Annotated in this window: 15 protein-coding genes; 9 read left to right on the top strand and 6 right to left on the bottom strand. The window is 60.5% G+C overall.

The annotated features are described in order from the left end of the window. Positions 1-7 precede the first annotated feature (7 nt). The 6 genes from pdxH (at position 8) to ubiT (ending at position 5347) form a co-directional block, all read left to right on the top strand. Positions 8-655, top strand: a complete 648-nt coding sequence (pdxH, locus tag ACCC96_RS12035) for a pyridoxamine 5'-phosphate oxidase (protein WP_258673697.1) — start codon at positions 8-10, stop codon at positions 653-655. A 330-nt stretch (positions 656-985) separates the two neighbouring features. After that, a complete protein-coding gene (gene moaB / locus ACCC96_RS12030) occupies positions 986-1540 on the top strand; it encodes a molybdenum cofactor biosynthesis protein B (protein ID WP_019649072.1) in 555 nt (184 codons plus the stop codon). Then, positions 1537-2772, top strand: a complete 1236-nt coding sequence (gene glp, locus ACCC96_RS12025; RefSeq protein ID WP_258673700.1) for a gephyrin-like molybdotransferase Glp — start codon at positions 1537-1539, stop codon at positions 2770-2772. The genes moaB and glp overlap by 4 nt, the downstream gene beginning before the upstream one ends. 214 nt (positions 2773-2986) lie before the next feature. Beyond that, positions 2987-3982 carry a ubiquinone anaerobic biosynthesis protein UbiU gene (ubiU, locus tag ACCC96_RS12020; RefSeq protein WP_413695914.1) on the top strand — a complete coding sequence of 332 codons (996 nt, stop codon included), beginning with the start codon at positions 2987-2989 and terminating at the stop codon, positions 3980-3982. Between the two features lie 10 nt (positions 3983-3992). Further along, on the top strand, positions 3993-4883 hold the full coding sequence (locus ACCC96_RS12015) for a U32 family peptidase (RefSeq protein ID WP_019649069.1): 891 nt from the start codon (positions 3993-3995) through the stop codon (positions 4881-4883). Continuing rightward, the gene (ubiT, locus tag ACCC96_RS12010) at positions 4877-5347 is read left to right on the top strand and encodes a ubiquinone anaerobic biosynthesis accessory factor UbiT (RefSeq protein WP_258673701.1); all 471 of its coding nucleotides are present in this window, start codon (positions 4877-4879) and stop codon (positions 5345-5347) included. The genes ACCC96_RS12015 and ubiT overlap by 7 nt, the downstream gene beginning before the upstream one ends. 75 nt (positions 5348-5422) lie before the next feature. On the opposite strand, the gene ACCC96_RS12005 is transcribed toward ubiT, so the two are convergent. The 6 genes from ACCC96_RS12005 to ACCC96_RS11980 all read right to left on the bottom strand — a co-directional run bounded on the left by ACCC96_RS12005 (position 5423) and on the right by ACCC96_RS11980 (position 9978). Then, complete coding sequence (locus tag ACCC96_RS12005) at positions 5423-5707, bottom strand: type II toxin-antitoxin system RelE family toxin (RefSeq protein ID WP_413695913.1); 285 nt, start codon at positions 5705-5707, stop codon at positions 5423-5425. Positions 5708-5717: 10 nt separating this feature from the next. Next, the gene (locus ACCC96_RS12000) at positions 5718-5951 is read right to left on the bottom strand and encodes a type II toxin-antitoxin system Phd/YefM family antitoxin (RefSeq protein ID WP_026345803.1); all 234 of its coding nucleotides are present in this window, start codon (positions 5949-5951) and stop codon (positions 5718-5720) included. Positions 5952-6297: 346 nt separating this feature from the next. Beyond that, positions 6298-6696, bottom strand: coding sequence for a putative zinc-binding protein (locus ACCC96_RS11995; protein ID WP_413695912.1), 399 nt, complete (start codon positions 6694-6696; stop codon positions 6298-6300). Positions 6697-6770: 74 nt separating this feature from the next. Continuing rightward, positions 6771-7445 carry a Crp/Fnr family transcriptional regulator gene (locus tag ACCC96_RS11990; protein WP_413695911.1) on the bottom strand — a complete coding sequence of 225 codons (675 nt, stop codon included), beginning with the start codon at positions 7443-7445 and terminating at the stop codon, positions 6771-6773. An 86-nt stretch (positions 7446-7531) separates the two neighbouring features. Further along, on the bottom strand, positions 7532-8179 hold the full coding sequence (gene narL / locus ACCC96_RS11985) for a two-component system response regulator NarL (RefSeq protein ID WP_018927806.1): 648 nt from the start codon (positions 8177-8179) through the stop codon (positions 7532-7534). Continuing rightward, the gene (locus ACCC96_RS11980; RefSeq protein WP_413695910.1) at positions 8176-9978 is read right to left on the bottom strand and encodes a HAMP domain-containing protein; all 1803 of its coding nucleotides are present in this window, start codon (positions 9976-9978) and stop codon (positions 8176-8178) included. Before ACCC96_RS11980 ends, narL begins: the two co-directional genes overlap by 4 nt. Positions 9979-10281: 303 nt before the next feature. Here ACCC96_RS11980 and ACCC96_RS11975 point away from each other — a divergent pair, with 303 nt between their 5' ends. The 3 genes from ACCC96_RS11975 (at position 10282) to ACCC96_RS11965 (ending at position 16803) form a co-directional block, all read left to right on the top strand. Then, the gene (locus ACCC96_RS11975) at positions 10282-11586 is read left to right on the top strand and encodes an MFS transporter (RefSeq protein ID WP_413695909.1); all 1305 of its coding nucleotides are present in this window, start codon (positions 10282-10284) and stop codon (positions 11584-11586) included. Then, a complete protein-coding gene (locus ACCC96_RS11970; RefSeq protein WP_413695908.1) occupies positions 11564-12961 on the top strand; it encodes a NarK family nitrate/nitrite MFS transporter in 1398 nt (465 codons plus the stop codon). The genes ACCC96_RS11975 and ACCC96_RS11970 overlap by 23 nt, the downstream gene beginning before the upstream one ends. Before the next feature lie 68 nt (positions 12962-13029). Continuing rightward, on the top strand, positions 13030-16803 hold the full coding sequence (locus ACCC96_RS11965; RefSeq protein ID WP_019649059.1) for a nitrate reductase subunit alpha: 3774 nt from the start codon (positions 13030-13032) through the stop codon (positions 16801-16803).

The raw sequence follows: 16803 nt of genomic DNA, 5'->3' as shown, positions 1-16803 counted from the left end.
CACCGTCATGCCCCTTTCCCTGGCCCAAATGCGCCGTAACTACACCCTCAATGGCCTGCAAGATGAGGCTGCGCTGGACGATCCGCTGGCGATGTTCCGGCAATGGCTGCAACAGGCCCGCGACACCGAGTGCGCACCTGTCGAGGCCAATAGCATGGTGCTGGCGACGGTCGATGATGAAGGGCGGCCGCACTGCCGGGTGTTGTTGCTCAAAGGCCTGAGCGATGAAGGTTTTACTTTTTTCGGCAATTATCAGAGCGACAAGGGGCGGCAACTGGCCGCCAATCCCTATGCCGCCATGACGTTTTTCTGGCCGGGGCTGGAGCGTCAAGTGCGCATCGAAGGCCGGGTGTCCAGGCTCGACCCGCAACTCTCGGATGCATACTTCGATTCCCGCTCGATGGCCAGTCGCCTGGGCGCCTGGGCTTCACCGCAAAGCCGTCCCTTGGCCAGCCGCGCAGCGCTGGAGTCGATGCTGGCGCAAACCATCAAAGGCTTCGTCGGCCAGACCGTTTCGCGTCCTGAGTACTGGGGCGGTTATTGCCTGCACCCTGAACGTCTGGAGTTCTGGCAGGGCCGTGCCGACCGCTTGCATGACCGCCTCGATTACCGGTTGCGAGATGGTGCATGGCAACGGCGCCGCTTGGCGCCTTGAACACTTCTCACCGACTCACGAAATGCTGCTCCCAGCACAAAAACCTGTGGCGAGGGAGCTTGTCGGATCGCCGCACCGTCCCGTTCGGCTGCGAAGCAGTCGTAAAACGACGGATGCGGTCTACCTGAAGAATTACGGGGGCAGGTTTTGGGGCCGCTCCGCAGCCCAGCGGGAGCAAGCTCCCTCGCCACAGGTCTGTGCGCCACTCGTCATCACCGCCGAGTGTTATTCCTCCATGTCCCCGTCGAGGTACCTCCTTGGAGGAATAGGCTCATTCGCTATTCCGGTTCAGGCTTTGGGCCATACCCTCATCTACGGGAAAGCCTGGATATGGCCCATCTGACGCAACGCAGTTTCGAACCCCTGAACATTGCCGTGCTGACCATCAGCGATACGCGCACCTTTGACACCGACACTTCGGGACAGACCCTGACCGATTTGCTGCAAACCGCCGGGCATGTGTTGATCGATCGTGGCCTGGTCAAGGACGATATCTATCAGATCCGCGCAACGGTCTCCCAGTGGATCGCCGACCCTCAGGTGCAAGTCATATTGATGACTGGCGGCACCGGATTCACTGCTCGTGACAACACACCGCAAGCGGTGCTGCCACTGCTGGACAAACATGTGGAAGGCTTCGGCGAATTGTTCCGCCAGGTGTCGCTGGAAGAGATTGGCATGTCCAGCCTGCAGTCCCGGGCACTGGCCGGGATGAGCAACGGCGTACTGGTGTGCTGCGTTCCTGGTTCGCCGGGTGCCTGCCGGACCGCCTGGAACAAGATTCTGCTTGAGCAGCTGGACAGTCGCACCGGCCCATGTAACTTCGCCCCGCATCTGAAAGCGCAAGCGCAGCGGGTCATCGACGCCTGCGAGACACGCTCATGAGCGGCCGGGTGTGCGACCTCGGCAACCTGATGCCCGTGGACGAGGCCATCAGCCGTCTGCTCGACCAGGCGCCGCCACCACCCCTGGCGCAAAAGGTCCATTTGGACCAGGCCATGGGGCGGGTGCTGGCAGCGGACATTCATTGCCCGGTGAACCTGCCGGCCTGGGACAACAGTGCCATGGACGGTTATGCCCTCAGGGCGGCTGATTTGCCGCAGGCAGGTGGCTGGTTGACGATTGGCGGACGAATTGCGGCGGGGGATCAGGCGTGTTCACCCTTGCTCGCGCAACAAACGGTACAGATCTTTACCGGCGCGCCATTACCACCGGGTGCCGATACCGTGGTGCCGCAAGAGCGCTGCCGGGTCGAGGGCGAGCGCGTCTGGTTCCCGCCGGTATCCGTTGGTGATCACGTGCGCAAGGAAGGGGAGGAAGTTCGCCGCGGGCATCTGTTGCTCAAGGCCGGCAAACGCCTGCGCGCACAAGAACTGGGGTTGCTGGCCGGTGCCGGGATAGCGCGGGTCGAGGTCTATCGGCCGTTGCAGGTGTGCCTGCTCAGCAGTGGTAATGAACTGCGCGAGCCGGGTGATTCCTTGGCACCGGGGCAGATCTACAACAGCAACCGGTATTGCCTCGCGGCGTTGTTGCGCGGCTGGGGCGTCGAGGTGCATGACTATGGCGTCATGGCCGATGAGTTGGTGGCCAGCCGGCATGCCTTGAGTCTGGCGTCTTCGGAATGCGACTTGCTGTTGAGCTCTGGTGGCGTGTCGGTCGGGGAGGAAGATCACCTCAAACAGGCCATCGAGGAACTGGGCAGTGTGGATTTCTGGCGGCTGGCGATCCAGCCGGGTAAGCCATTGGCCTATGGCGAAGTGGCCGGTAAACCGTGGATCGGTATGCCGGGAAACCCGTCAGGGGCGCTGATTACCGCGTTGGTGGTGGTGCGTCCGTTCCTGCTCAGGGCCCAGGGCGTGACTGACGTGCTGCCGGTGCCGCTGGCTGTGCCTGCCGGGTTCGACTGGTTGCAGCGAAACAAGCGTCGACAATACCTGCGGGCCAGGTTGACGCCCGGCGCCGATGGCCAGTTGAGTGTGGAACTGCACCCTCAGCAAAGCTCGGCCATGTTGACCGCCGCGTGCTGGGCCGACGGGCTGGCGGTTATCGAGTGCGAGCAGCAAGTGCTCAAGCACGACAACGTGATGTTCCTGTCCTTCGCCGACCTGATGCAGTGATGGCAATTGATTGCCGTCAAGGCTGTGCCTGCCGGTCTGGCTAGACTGTGTGGCGAGGGAGCTTGCTCCCGCCGGGTCGCGAAGCGGCCCTGTTATTCAGGCCTGCTGCGCAGTCCAGCGTCGGAACGCCGCCCGGAGCAAGCTCGCTCGCCACAAGCGCATTCCAACCATGGCCGATCAGGCTCCGGACTGCGCTTTTTGATGAGGATTACCCATGCAACTGGTCTGCCCGGCAGGGAACCTGCCTGCGCTTAAAGCGGCGGTGCGCCAAGGCGCCGATGCCGTGTATGTCGGCTTTCGCGATGACACCAATGCCCGGCATTTCGCGGGGCTGAACATGGACGACAAACAGTTCGACGCCGCCGTCGCCCACATCCGCCAACATCAACGCAAACTCTACGTCGCGGTCAACACGTACCCACAACCCAAGGGGTGGGAGCGCTGGCAACGGGCGGTGGATCGTGCCGCCGATTTCGGCGTCGATGCGCTGATCGCCGCCGACCCCGGGGTGCTCGACTATGCCAGTCAGCGTCACCCGAAATTGGCCCTGCATCTGTCGGTTCAGGGTTCGGCAACCCATGCCGCGGCGCTGGAATTTTATGCGCAGCGCTACGGCATTCGTCGCGCGGTATTGCCGCGGGTGTTGTCGTTGGCGCAGGTACGTCAAGTCGCCGCCAGCAGCCCGGTGCCCATCGAGGTCTTTGGCTTCGGCAGCTTGTGCATCATGGCCGAAGGCCGTTGCCACCTGTCTTCCTACATTACCGGTGAGTCGCCGAACCTGTGCGGTGTCTGTTCGCCAGCCAAAGCCGTGCGTTGGAGCGAGGACGCCGAAGGCTTGAGCGCGCGCCTCAGCGAAGTGCTGATCGATCGCTACACCCCTGACGAATCGGCCGGTTACCCGACCTTGTGCAAAGGCCGTTTTCTGGTCGATGGCAAACGCTTTCATGCGCTGGAGGAGCCCACCAGCCTCGACACCCTGGACTTGCTGCCGGAATTGACGGCCATCGGCGTCGAAGCGGTGAAAATCGAGGGCCGCCAACGCAGCCCGGCGTATGTCGAACAAGTCACCCGGGTCTGGCGCGCGGCACTGGACGCTCATCGTGGCGCGCCAGGCAGTTTTCGGGTCAAGGAAGAATGGCGTCAGGTGCTGGCCGGTTTGTCCGAAGGCAACCAGACCACCCTGGGCGCTTATCATCGATCATGGCAATGAGGGAGGCGACATGAAGCTCAGCCTGGGACCGGTCCTGTTTTATTGGGACAAAGAGCAACTCAGCAACTTTTACGCCGACATGTCGACCTTGCCCCTGGACGTGATTTATCTGGGGGAAACCGTGTGCTCCAAACGCAGGGCTTTTTCCCTGGATCAATGGCTGGGGCTGGGGCGCGAGTTACAGGAATGCAGCCCGGCACAGTTGGTGCTTTCCAGCCTGACGCTGATCGAGGCTGCCTCCGAACTCTCCAGCCTGCGCCGGCTGTGCGACAACGGCGAGTTGTTGGTGGAGGCCAACGACATGGGCGCGGTGCAATTCCTGGCCGAACGCAAGTTACCTTTCGTGGGCGGCCCGGCGCTCAATCTGTACAACGGCCACTCATTGGCACAATTACTCGACAGCGGAATGACCCGCTGGGTGCCGCCCGTGGAGTGTTCGGCGGCCCTTATCAGCGACGTGATCGGGCAGGTGCGTGAACTGGGTCGTGCAGTGCCGGAAGTTGAAATCTTCGCCTATGGGCATCTGCCGTTGGCCTATTCCGCCCGCTGTTTCACTGCCCGTGCAGAAAACCGACCCAAGGACGACTGCCGGTTCTGCTGCATCAACTACCCCGATGGCCTGGCGCTGACCAGCCAGGAAGGGCAGGCGCTGTTCACCCTTAACGGTATTCAAACGATGTCGGCCGAGGTGACCAATCTGCTGGCCGATTACGCCGGACTGGTAGCCTGCGGTGCCGATCTGTTGCGCTTGAGCCCTCGTGCTCAGGGCATGGACGAAGTGATCGCGGCCTATCAACGGGTTCGTCTGGGCGAAACACCGCCGCTGTTCGTCGAAGGTTGCAATGGCTATTGGCATGGCCAGGCCGGCATGCTGCGCGTCGAGGAGGTTGGTCTGTGCTGAATCGAAAGAAGTGGCTGTTGAAAGGTGCCGACCGGTTGTTGCCACTGGTGCGCCGGGTGCCTTTTGCCGTTCAGCGCCTGGCGTTGCAGCAGGCGCTGAATCGCTGCCTCGCCGAGCCATTGCGCGAGGGCGAGTTCGAAGTGCTGCGCGGGCGCTGGCTGTGCTTGCGGATTCCGGACCTGGGTTTGTCCTGGTACCTGACGCTCAGTCGTCAGGGCTTGCGGATTGCCGAGCGCGCTACGGCGAACGTGACCATCAGCGGCAACTGGCGCGAATTTTTATTGCTGGCCAGCCGTCAGGAAGATCCCGACACGTTGTTCTTTCGCCGGCGGCTGGTCATCGAGGGTGATACCGAACTGGGGCTGGCGCTGAAGAACCTGATTGACAGCCTTGATCCCGATGTTCTGCCCGTGTGGTTGTGGCGCAATCTGGAGCGAGCGGGGAAGGGCTTGGCGGCGGGGTAATCGATATTGCTTGATGCCGAGCGCGAAAAACCTGGGCTCTTGAAAATAAAAACCCCGCCGAGGCGGGGTCTTTAATCACACTCGTTTTGTCGCAGAATCGTAGACCTCTTCGTCTCGGCGAGCACCACCGCACAAAACCAAAACGATTTCAGTACCGTTCACGCGATAAACGATGCGCACATCACCTGTCCTTATCCGGCGGTACCCGGACAAGGCTCCCCGAAGGGGTTTACCGATCTTGTCGGGTTCTCCTGAAACGATGCGCTCCCGAATGACCTTCAGAATACGTTTCGCTTCGGCGCTTCCGAGCTGTTTGAGATCATCTTCTACAGCAGGGTGAAATCGAACATTCCAATTCATCTGCATTTGCCTAACTAAAGCGAGCCTCCATATCTTCAAGGCTCACTGTGACTGTATTGTCGAGGCTGTGCAGGCGTTCGATGGCTAGTAGTTCTGAGCGCAGATCTTCAAGTTCGTCCTGCAGCGCTTGGTAGGCGTTTACGCCCACTAATACCGCTGCGGGTTCGTTGTCCTTGAATATCACCAGGTGGGTTACCTCCCCGCTGGCGATGTCCTTCAATCGCGCTCCAAAACTACGTGCCATAGCCGTGGCAGACACTGCCTGCTCAGCTCGGTCTAGGAGTGCACTCATGTCATTTATCTCGTCAGTTCAGTTGTCAGTTCAGTCGTCAGCTCAGTCGTCAGGAAACGTTGAGTGCCGCTACCTGCGAAGTATTGCGTATGATTATGCGTAAGACAATGCGTTTTTTATTGCGCACTGACTAGCGGTCGCCACGGCCAATGGGTGTTCTTTTAAAGCGCAGCTAAACATCTTTATCGAACACCCTCGGCGGCTTCCAGGTGGGCTAACGCTAAGTCGAGGATATCTCAGGCCTGCAATTGCTCAACTGTGGGGGGCTTGCCCGCTCCCACAGGTTTTCCGTTGTTCTTCAGACTATCCTTTCCTGCCGGTTTCCGTGCTGCCGGGCATCACTGGCAATCAATTGCCTGATCCCTTCAAACAACTCATCACTCTGCGCCTGTGTGCAGTCCTCGCCATAGCGTTTGCGCAGCCCGTAATGGCTGAGAATCAGGTGCACGTCGGCATGCAGGCCATGTTGCTTGAGGCAGTTCTCGACGCATTGCAGCGGGCAGCCGTCCAGTGCGAATATCCGGCGCCCCGAGCGCGCTTTGTTGACCAGCGCGGCCACATGCCCGCCGACACCAACGATGCAGGACATTTCAGCCAGACCACTGCGATCCAGGCGCACGGCCAGGGTGTTGGCCAGTTGGGCGACGTTGGAGCAGCCTGAGCAGGAGTAAACCAAAGGCAGGGTTGAACGGGGCATTTGCACTCTCCGTGGATGGGCTCTGTCAGTGTGCAAGAGGTGTGGATGGGCGCCTTGATGACGGTCAATTCCGGCTATTGGAAAGCGGCCAGTTCCTCTTCAGCGAGGATGCTGATGTGGCGTCGTTCCATGGAAATCAGGCCGCTTTCCACCAGGCGATGCAGTATCCGCGAAAAGGTTTCCGGCTGAATTCCCAGCTTCGACGCCACCAGGCGTTTGGACATCTGCAAGACAATCTGGCCGGTCACCGGGTGGCGTTCCTGGAACAGGAAATTGATCACCCGACGGCTCGCACTGGCCATGGTCAAGGTATCGATGTCGCGCAGACGCAGGTGCAGGTGAACGCTCATGCTCGCCAGGATGGCCAGGCAGACTTTTGGCTGGTCCTCCAGGGCATTGCGGTAATGGTTGCCGTCGATGCTCACCAGCACGCTGTCCTTCAGCGCGGTGGCGCTCACTGGATACAGACGAGCCTGGCTGAATAACAAGGCTTCGGCAAAAGTCTGGCCGGGCTGAATGATCTCCACCAGGTTCTCCTGGCCTTCGCCGGTGAGCCGGTACAACTTGACCTGGCCGCTGACCAGCAGGAAAAAGCGCCTGGCCGGATCCCCTTGATGCATGAGCGTACTGTGACAACTCAGGCGCTTGAGCATGGCCAGGCTGCAGACTTCCTCGAAGACTTTCTCCGGCAGTTGGCTGAACAGATGATGACGGCGCAACGTTAAAACGATGGAAGGGTGAGTCAGCATGGCGTACCTCCGCTGACGACCATAGTAGAGAGCGCAGGCTCGATGACCTATGCCTCTGCAGGCCTACCTCCAAAGAGGAATGCCCGTCAGCCGGCGTTGCGCAGATGTTCCATGGCCCACACCGCCGCCTCTACTCGTGAGCGCAAGCCGAGTTTGTGCAACAGGTTTTTGACGTGAACCTTGACCGTGCCTTCGGTGATGCCCAGCTTGTGCCCGATGACCTTGTTGCTGAAGCCGCTGGCGATGGTTTTCAGCACCTGACGCTCACGCTCGGTCAGTTCCACCACGGCCTGACGCGCAGGAGCACGCAGTGCTTGCGCCATGACTTGGGTCAGTCCCGGGCTGATCACCAGCGCGCCGTTCAGGGCATCGCGGATGTACTGAATCAACAGTTCGGGCTCCATGTCCTTGAGCAGATAGCCGTCGGCATCCAGGCGCAGGGCATCGCGAATATCGTCTTCGGCGTCCGACACCGTAAACAGCAGGACTTTGCCGGTGTAGTGCATGGCTCGTAGTCGGCGCAGGGTTTCGATGCCATTCATTTGCGGCATGTTGTTGTCGAGCAAAACCAGATCCGGTTGAAGCGGCTCAATGAGACTGAGTGCTTCTTCACCCTGGCTGGCTTCGCCGACGATCAGGAAATCATCTTCGAGTTCGAGCATCTGGCGAATGCCGTGACGCATCATCGGGTGATCGTCTACCAGCAGGATTTTGTGTTGTGGGGACGGGGTCATGTGGCGCTACCTTCTGTTTGCTGCCCGAGAAACTCCGGGTGGAATTCCAGTTGGACACGGGTGCCTTGGGGCTCCCTGGAAAATATCTGCAGTTGGCCGCGCAATCTGCGAGCCCGCTCATCCATGATGTTCAGGCCGTGGTGTTCACGCTGGTCGACGTTGCCACTGAACCCACGCCCGTCGTCTTCGACCGACAACCTGACGGTCTCGCCATCCTGGCGCAGTTGCAGCCAGGCGTTTTGCGCATGGGCATGGCGCAGGCAATTGGAGAGTGCCTCGCGGGTGATCTGCAAAATGTGGATTTGTTCGCTGGCCGATAGCTGAAAGGCCAGCGTGTCGACGTGCAGGTGTACCTGGAACTCTCCGCGACGGGAAAACTCCTCGGCCGTGTCCTTGAGTTCCTGTACCAGTCCCGCGTCGTGAATCTGCAAGCGAAACGTGGTCAGCAACTCGCGCAACTGGCGATAGGCATTGTTCAGTCCCTCGCGCAATTCGCTGGTGACGGTTTCCAGGGTCTGGACCGGTTCGCCCCGGCGCATCAGGGTTTGCATGCGGCTGACTTGCAGCTTCATGTAGGACAGGGCCTGGGCCAGTGAATCGTGCAGCTCGCGGGCGATGATCGTGCGTTCTTCGAGCAGCAGCAGGCGATGATCCTGTTCCCGTTGACGCTTGAGCGAGAGCGAGGTGCCGATCAGATTGGCCAGGGCCTGGATCAGTTGGGTTTCCCAGGCTTGCATGGGGTGCCCGTCGACAAAGTGCGCCTTGAGCTCACCCAGTTCACTGCCCTGGTTGCTGATGCTGAAGATTTGCGGGTTGGTTTTAGGGTGTCGCTGGCACGTGGCGCAGTCGCTACTGGCGCAGACTTCCCGGATGTTCGCGCCATGCAGGGCGAGCAGCTGCTGGGCCGGTGCCTGCAACTGTCCCTGCAGGCACAGCGACAGGCGCAAGCCGGGCAGGCGTTGCTGGAAGCGCCGAATCAACTCATCCAGGCCTTCGGCATTGGCCAGACGTGTGGCCAGGCTTCGGCTGCTTTGATACAGAAGCTCCAGGGCGGCATTGGCTTGTTGCAGGTTCAGGGTTTTTTGCTGGACCTGACTTTCCAGGGTGCGATGCGACTCCTCGATCGTCTCGGCCATGGTGTTGAAACTCATGGCCAACTGGCCCAGCTCATCCTCGGACTGATGGTTGACCCGCACCTTGAAGTCGCCGCGACGAAAGCGCTGGGTTGCATCCACCAACTCCTTCAAAGGGGTAACAACGCCGTACTGCAGTTCGTAGAGCCCGAGCAGCAGGACGATCATGGTGGTGAACAGGGCCAGGCCCTGAATCGCCTGTTGCCAGCCTTGCTTTTGTTCGCTTTGGCGCTGCAACAGATCGACGAACTGGTTCAGTTGCTCAACGAAGGACTGGGCCTGGGCCTGAAAGGCTGCAGCATCGCCGCGCTCCAGTGCCGGACGCAAATCCTCATTCCAGTGTTGCTGGATTTGCCCATAACTGAGTTGCAATGCGGTGGGCGGGCCATCTTCCAGTACCGCTTTGAGAGAGTGGCTGTCCAAGCGGTTTTGCAGGCTGTCGATGATGGCGGTGATTTCTTCGTCGGCAACGCCAGCGGCGAGTTTCCAGCTCAGGTGATAGGTCTCCATGCGCACCGAGCCTGCGGTGTTGATGGCAGCGGCATCGCCCTGGCTGAACCAGGCGATCAGCCCGGCGCTCAATGAACTGGCGAGCGCCAGCACGGCGATCAGGATCACCGCCAGCCCGGCGCGAGCGGGCAGGGAGCTGCGCAACCAGCGGATCATCGGCGCAGGTCCGGGAAAACGATAAGAAAACAGAGCATGCACGTTCCAGCGTGGGGTTTTGCCGCCGTTCCTGGGCGAGCTACCTCTAAAGAGTTGTCGACAGTTCCTTGTCGGCAAAAGCGTGGGTTAAAACCCTTAACAAGCTGATAAATAAAGGTTTTTAAGGTTTTCTTGCACTACCTCCTTGGAGGTAGGCGGGCTAAGCATAGGCTTAGGCCCTCATGGGCATCGTTGACCTGGGTCAAGTTTTTGCGGGGTTTGCCTCTCTAGTCTGCCGCCATGGCTAATTGACGGGAGAGCATTGTGAACCAACCGCGTGTACGACAAGGCTTGGTGCTGGGCATGAGCACGCTGGCCTTCACTGTGTGCTTCATGGTCTGGATGATGTTTGCCGTGCTCGGGGTGCCGATCAAGGAATTGCTCCAGCTCAACGAAACCCAATTCGGCCTGCTGGCCGCGACCCCGGTGCTGACCGGCTCGCTGGTGCGTTTGCCGCTGGGTTTGCTGACCGACCGATTTGGCGGGCGCAGTGTGTTTTTCCTGCTGATGCTGACCTGCGTCACGCCGCTGTACTTGATCAGTCACGCCACCGCCTACTGGCAGTTCCTGGTACTGGGTTTATTCGTCGGCCTGGCCGGTGGCTCGTTTTCCGTGGGGATTGCCTACGTCGCCAAATGGTTCGACAAGGAGAACCAGGGCTTCGCCATGGGCATCTTCGGTGCCGGTAACGCCGGGTCGGCGGTGACCAAGTTCCTGGCCCCGGCGCTGATCGCCGCCGGCAGCTGGCAGCTGGTGCCGAAAGTCTTCAGTGCGATCTTGTTTATCACTGCGCTGCTGTTCTGGTTCCTGACCTCAGAAAACAAGGGCCATCGCAGTGCCACGGGCGCCAGCTTGCGTGAGCAACTGCGCTCGCTGAAGGATCCTGCGGTGTGGCGCTATTGCCAGTACTACTCGATCGTCTTCGGCGGCTACGTCGCCCTGGCCCTGTGGATGACCAAATACTACGTACAGGAATACGGTTTCAGCCTGCAAAGCGCGGCGCTGCTGGCAGCCTGTTTTTCCCTGCCTGGCGGCGTACTGCGCGCCGTCGGCGGCTGGATGTCGGATCGCTGGGGGGCGCAAAGCGTGACCTGGTGGGTGTTGTGGGTCAGCTGGATCTGCCTGTTCCTGCTCTCGTATCCCCAGACCCAACTGCAAGTGCAGACCATCGATGGTCCGCTGGATTTCCACATTGGCCTGAGCCCCGCGCTGTTCACCGTGCTGCTGTTTGTCATGGGCATCGCCTTCGCATTCGGCAAGGCCTCGGTCTTCAAGTACATCGCCAATGACTACCCGAAAAACATGGGCGCGGTGTCCGGCATCGTCGGCCTGGCGGGTGGCTTGGGCGGTTTTGTGCTGCCGATCCTGTTCGGCGCCCTGGTGGACCTCACCGGCGTGCGCTCTTCCTGCTTCATGTTGATGTACGGCGTGGTCTGGGTCTCCCTCACCTGGATGTACTTCAGCGAAATACGCAAAAGCCCGGTGCTTGGTAAAGAGCCGCTGCTGATCCCGTCCCCGATTTCCAGCATTGCCCAAGGAGAAGAACATGTCCGTTCTGCAAAAGCCTGACAAAGGCCCGGTCATTCATGACTGGCGCCCCGAGGACCCCGCGTTCTGGGGAAGTAGCGGCAAACAGACCGCCACTCGCAACTTGTGGATTTCCATTCCTGCGCTGTTGTTGGCCTTTGCGGTGTGGATGGTCTGGAGCACGGTGATTGTGCGGTTGAACGCCATCGGCTTCAGTTTCACTACCGACCAACTGTTCTGGCTGGCGGCGTTGCCAGGGCTGTCCGGTGCGACCTTGCGGGTCTTCTATTCCTTTATGGTGCCGATCTTCGGCGGCCGGCGCTGGACTGCCCTGAGCACCGCGTCGCTGCTGTTGCCATCGATCTGGATGGGCTTCGCCGTGCAGGACCCGAGCACCTCCTACAGCGTGTTCGTGTTGATTGCCTTGCTCTGCGGTTTCGGTGGCGGCAACTTCGCCTCGAGCATGTCCAACATCAGCTTCTTCTATCCCAAGTCCCAGCAGGGTACGGCCCTTGGCCTCAACGCCGGACTGGGCAACCTGGGCGTCTCGGTGATGCAGTTCTGTGTGCCGCTGGTGATTACCTTCGGTGTGTTCGGCTTCATGGGCGGCTCGTCGCAAGCGTTGCCGGACGGCGGTCAATTGTGGCTGCAGAACGCCGGCTTCATCTGGGTTCCATTTATCGTCCTGGTGACGGTGTTGGCCTGGTTCGGCATGAATGACTTGTCCAGCGCCCGGGCCTCGTTCAGCGAACAGGCAGTGATCTTCAAGCGCAAGCACAACTGGCTGATGTGCTGGTTGTATCTGGCGACTTTCGGTTCGTTCATCGGGTTTTCCGCCGCGTTTCCGCTGCTGATCAAAACCTCCTTTCCGGATGTCATCGCCTTGAAATTCGCCTTCCTTGGCCCATTGGTCGGTGCCTTGGTACGGCCATTGGGCGGCTGGCTGGCGGACAAGCTCGGTGGCGCGAAAGTGACCCTGTGGAACTTCGTGGCGATGATCGCGATGGTCTTCGGCGTGATGCACTTCTTGCCGCAGAACGGCGCGGGCGGCAGCTTCTACGGCTTCCTTGGCCTGTTCATGCTGCTGTTCATCACCACTGGTGTGGGCAACGGCTCCACCTTCCGGATGATCCCGGTGATCTTCCGCACGCAGCACGAAAAAGCCTCGGCCGGGAAATCGCCAGCCGTGCGCGAACAGGCGCTCAAGGATGCCGGCAAGGAATCGGCCGCCGTCCTGGGCTTCAGTTCAGCCATGGGCGCCTTCGGTGCGTTCTTCATTCCCAAATCCTTCGGCACTTCGATGGCCCAGACCGGCGGCCCTGAGATGGCTTTCTACATGTTCGTCGGCTTTTACCTGAGCTGCATCGTCGTGACCTGGTGGTGGTACGCGCGCAAAGGCGCCGCAACCCCCTGCTAAGCCGACCCGAATCCAACCATTGCGTGGGCGGGGCACAGAACCCCGCAGCAAGCCTGAGAGGACACACCGTGAGTCATTTACTGGATCAACTGCGGTTTTTCAATCGCAAGCAAAACGAGTTTTCCGATGGTCATGGAGAGACTCGCAAAGAGTCTCGCGACTGGGAGAACGTCTACCGTTCGCGCTGGCAGTACGACAAGATCGTGCGTTCCACCCACGGGGTGAACTGCACCGGCTCCTGCTCGTGGAAAATCTACGTCAAGAACGGCCTGATCACCTGGGAAACCCAGCAGACCGACTACCCGCGTACCCGCAACGATCTGCCAAACCATGAGCCCCGTGGTTGCCCGCGTGGCGCCAGTTACAGCTGGTACATCTACAGCGCCAACCGCCTCAAGTATCCGAAAATCCGCAAGCCGTTGCTCAAGCTCTGGCGAGAGGCGCGGCAGACCATGGCGCCGGTGGAAGCCTGGGCCAGCATCGTCGAGAACAAGGCCAAGGCCGACTCCTATAAAAGCAAGCGCGGCATGGGGGGCTTCATTCGTTCGAGCTGGGATGAAGTCAACGAGATCATCGCCGCGTCCAACGTCTACACCATCAAGACGTACGGCCCCGACCGGGTCGTCGGCTTCTCGCCAATCCCTGCGATGTCGATGGTCAGCTACGCCGCTGGCGCGCGTTACCTGTCGCTGATCGGTGGCGCTTGCCTGAGCTTCTACGACTGGTACTGCGACTTGCCTCCAGCCTCGCCGATGGTGTGGGGCGAGCAGACCGACGTGCCGGAATCGGCCGACTGGTACAACTCCAACTACATCATTGCCTGGGGCTCCAACGTTCCGCAGACCCGTACCCCCGACGCGCACTTCTTCACCGAAGTTCGCTACAAGGGCACCAAGACCGTGGCGATCACCCCGGACTACTCGGAAGTCGCCAAGCTCACCGACCTGTGGCTCAACCCCAAGCAGGGCACCGATGCGGCGCTGGCCCAGGCGTTCAACCATGTGATCTTCAAAGAGTTCCACCTGGACAAGCCGAGCGCTTATTTCACCGACTACGCCAAGCGCTTCACCGACTTGCCGGTGCTGGTACTGCTCAAGCAAATGGTCGACAAGGCACCGGGCGCCGGTTATCAGCCGGACCGTTTCTTGCGCGCCTCGGACCTTACCGACAACCTCGGTCAGGACAACAACCCGGAATGGAAAACCATCGCCCTGGATGCCAACGGCGAGCTGGTGTCGCCGCAGGGCTCCATCGGTTATCGCTGGGGTGAGAAGGGCAAGTGGAACATCCTGCCTCGCGAGGGCGGCGAAGGTCGTGAGATCGACCTGAAACTCAGCCTGATCGGTGAAGACGTCGCCGAAGTGGCGTTCCCGTACTTTGCCGGTGAATCGCAAGAACACTTCCAGCACGTGGCCGGCGATGCCGTGCAATACCGCCGTGTGCCGGTGCACAGCGTGGTGCTGGCGGACGGCAGCGTGGCCAAGGTGGCTACCGTGTTCGACCTGTCGGCCGCCAACCTGGCGATCGACCGTGGCCTGGGTGGTGCCAACGTTGCCAAGGATTACAACGACGCAAGCGTACCCGGCACCCCGGCCTGGCAGGAGCAGATCACCGGCGTGAGCCGCGAGAAAGCGATTCAGATCGCCCGTGAGTTCGCCGATAACGCCGACAAGACCCGTGGCCGCTCGATGATCATCGTTGGCGCGGCGATGAACCACTGGTACCACATGGACATGAACTACCGCGGGCTGATCAACATGCTCATGCTCTGCGGGTGTGTCGGTCAGACCGGTGGTGGTTGGGCGCACTACGTCGGGCAGGAAAAACTCCGTCCGCAGTGCGGCTGGCTGCCGCTGGCGTTCGGCCTGGACTGGAACCGTCCGCCACGGCAGATGAACGGCACCAGCTTCTTCTACGCGCACAGTTCGCAATGGCGCCACGAAAAAATGAGCATGCACGATGTGCTCTCGCCATTGGCCGACAAGTCGCAATTCCCCGAACATGCGCTGGACTACAACATCCGCGCCGAACGCGCCGGCTGGTTGCCAAGCGCTCCGCAACTCAACACCAACCCGCTGAACATCTGCCGCGATGCCGCTGCCGCCGGCATGGACCCCAAAGACTACGTGGTCAAGTCATGGCAGGACGGTTCGCTACGTTTTGCCTGCGAACAGCCGGACAGCCCGGTGAACTTCCCGCGCAACATGTTCATCTGGCGTTCCAACCTGCTGGGCTCCTCGGGCAAGGGCCACGAGTACATGCTCAAGTATCTGCTCGGCACCAAAAACGGGGTGATGAACGAAGACATCGGCCAGGTCGGCGATTGCAAGCCCGAAGAAGCCGAATGGGTGGACGAGGGCGCGATCGGCAAGCTCGATCTGGTCACCACCCTGGACTTCCGCATGTCCTCGACCTGCGTCTATTCCGACATCGTGTTGCCGACCGCAACCTGGTACGAAAAAGACGACATGAACACCTCGGACATGCACCCGTTCATTCACCCGTTGTCGGCTGCGATCGACCCGGCGTGGGAATCGCGTTCCGACTGGGAGATCTACAAAGGCATCGCCAAGGCGTTTTCCGCCATGTCCGAAGGGCACCTGGGCGTCGAGAAGGACCTGGTGACCGTGCCGTTGATGCACGACAGCGTGGGCGAACTGGCCCAACCGTTTGGCGGCACCGACTGGAAAACCGCCGGCGTGGCCCCGGTGCCGGGCAAGAACGCACCGAACCTGCAAGTGGTAGAGCGTGATTACACCAACATCTACAAGCAGTTCACTTCGCTGGGTCCATTGCTGGAGAAACACGGCAACGGCGGCAAGGGCATCAACTGGAACACCGACAAGGAAGTGAAATTCCTTGGCGAGCTCAACCATCACGAAACCGCTGCCGGTATCAGTCAGGGTCGGCCGAAAATCGACACGGCCATCGATGCCGCAGAAGTGATCCTGTCCCTGGCCCCGGAAACCAACGGCCATGTGGCGGTCAAGGCCTGGGCTGCGCTGTCGGAATTCACCGGCATCGACCACAGCCACCTGGCGTTGTCCAAGGCCCACGAGGCGATTCGTTTCCGCGACATTCAGGCGCAGCCGCGCAAGATCATTTCCAGCCCGACCTGGTCGGGGCTCGAGGACGAACACGTCAGCTACAACGCCGGCTACACCAACGTCCATGAAGACATCCCATGGCGCACCATCACCGGTCGCCAGCAGTTCTACCAGGATCACCCGTGGATGCAGGCGTTCGGCGAGCAGTTCATGAACTACCGGCCACCGGTCAACACCCGGACCATCGCCGGGGTGAAAGGCAAGCGTAGCAATGGCGAGACTGAAATCGTCCTGAACTGGATCACCCCGCACCAGAAATGGGGTATCCACAGTACCTACACCGACAACCTGCTGATGCTGACCTTGAGCCGTGGCGGCCCGATTGTCTGGCTCTCGGAGAACGACGCCAAGAGCGCGAACATCGAGGACAACGACTGGGTCGAGTGCTTCAACGCCAACGGTGCATTGACCGCACGAGCGGTGGTCAGCCAGCGGGTCAAGGACGGCATGGTGATCATGTACCACGCCCAGGAACGGATCGTGAACGTGCCTGGTTCGGAAACTACCAAGACCCGTGGCGGCCACCACAACTCGGTGACCCGCGTGGTGCTCAAGCCGACCCACATGATCGGCGGCTATGCCCAGCAGGCCTACGGTTTCAACTACTACGGCACCGTCGGTTGCAACCGCGACGAGTTTGTCGTGGTGCGCAAAATGTCCAAAGTTGACTGGCTCGATGGCACAGACGGCGATGCCTTGCCGCGTCCACTGCCGACCGACATCGAGGAGAACTGA

Origin of the sequence: Pseudomonas sp. Pseusp11, from assembly GCF_047304405.1 — a bacterium.
Lineage (GTDB): Bacteria > Pseudomonadota > Gammaproteobacteria > Pseudomonadales > Pseudomonadaceae > Aquipseudomonas.
This window is presented reverse-complemented; position numbering and strand designations above follow the sequence as displayed.

Coding starts and splice junctions, on each gene's coding strand:
- ubiU (WP_413695914.1), top strand. CDS start 2,987: ATGCAACTGGTCTGCCCGGCAGGGAACCTGCCTGCGCTTAAAGCGGCG.
- ACCC96_RS11980 (WP_413695910.1), bottom strand. CDS start 9,978: ATGATCCGCTGGTTGCGCAGCTCCCTGCCCGCTCGCGCCGGGCTGGCG.
- narL (WP_018927806.1), bottom strand. CDS start 8,179: ATGACCCCGTCCCCACAACACAAAATCCTGCTGGTAGACGATCACCCG.
- ACCC96_RS12015 (WP_019649069.1), top strand. CDS start 3,993: ATGAAGCTCAGCCTGGGACCGGTCCTGTTTTATTGGGACAAAGAGCAA.
- ACCC96_RS11970 (WP_413695908.1), top strand. CDS start 11,564: ATGTCCGTTCTGCAAAAGCCTGACAAAGGCCCGGTCATTCATGACTGG.
- ACCC96_RS12000 (WP_026345803.1), bottom strand. CDS start 5,951: ATGGCACGTAGTTTTGGAGCGCGATTGAAGGACATCGCCAGCGGGGAG.
- moaB (WP_019649072.1), top strand. CDS start 986: ATGGCCCATCTGACGCAACGCAGTTTCGAACCCCTGAACATTGCCGTG.
- ACCC96_RS11990 (WP_413695911.1), bottom strand. CDS start 7,445: ATGCTGACTCACCCTTCCATCGTTTTAACGTTGCGCCGTCATCATCTG.
- pdxH (WP_258673697.1), top strand. CDS start 8: ATGCCCCTTTCCCTGGCCCAAATGCGCCGTAACTACACCCTCAATGGC.
- ACCC96_RS11995 (WP_413695912.1), bottom strand. CDS start 6,696: ATGCCCCGTTCAACCCTGCCTTTGGTTTACTCCTGCTCAGGCTGCTCC.
- glp (WP_258673700.1), top strand. CDS start 1,537: ATGAGCGGCCGGGTGTGCGACCTCGGCAACCTGATGCCCGTGGACGAG.
- ACCC96_RS12005 (WP_413695913.1), bottom strand. CDS start 5,707: ATGAATTGGAATGTTCGATTTCACCCTGCTGTAGAAGATGATCTCAAA.